Annotated in this window: 1 protein-coding gene; it reads right to left on the bottom strand. The window is 40.3% G+C overall.

Features of this window, described 5'->3' with window-relative positions; translation table 11 throughout:
- Window positions 1-231: PTS sugar transporter subunit IIA (locus HMI57_RS18570; RefSeq protein ID WP_171587451.1), on the bottom strand; the 231-nt coding region annotated here is incomplete at both ends.

Here is a 231-nt window from a genome sequence, read left to right as displayed (position 1 = left end):
CTGTGAAGGCTCTTTAATACCTAGAAATAAAAAGTTGCGAGTCGTCATTTGCTGCATATCGCCCATCTGTCGCCACGGGATTTTGGAATTAGTTCTAACCACATAAATGAATGGCTTTAAAACAAATTCGGGATCAACGTGTGGTAATGCAAGTTTTAACTCGGGAAAGATCAAACCGGTTGGAAACTTGTTTTCTCTTAGTTGTAAACCCTGCTTATAATCGCTTCGGAC

Source organism: Arthrobacter sp. 260 (genome assembly GCF_013116745.1).
Taxonomy (GTDB): domain Bacteria; phylum Actinomycetota; class Actinomycetes; order Actinomycetales; family Micrococcaceae; genus Arthrobacter_D.
Note: the sequence above shows the minus strand (reverse complement) of the source record. Positions and strands in the feature narration are given on the sequence as shown.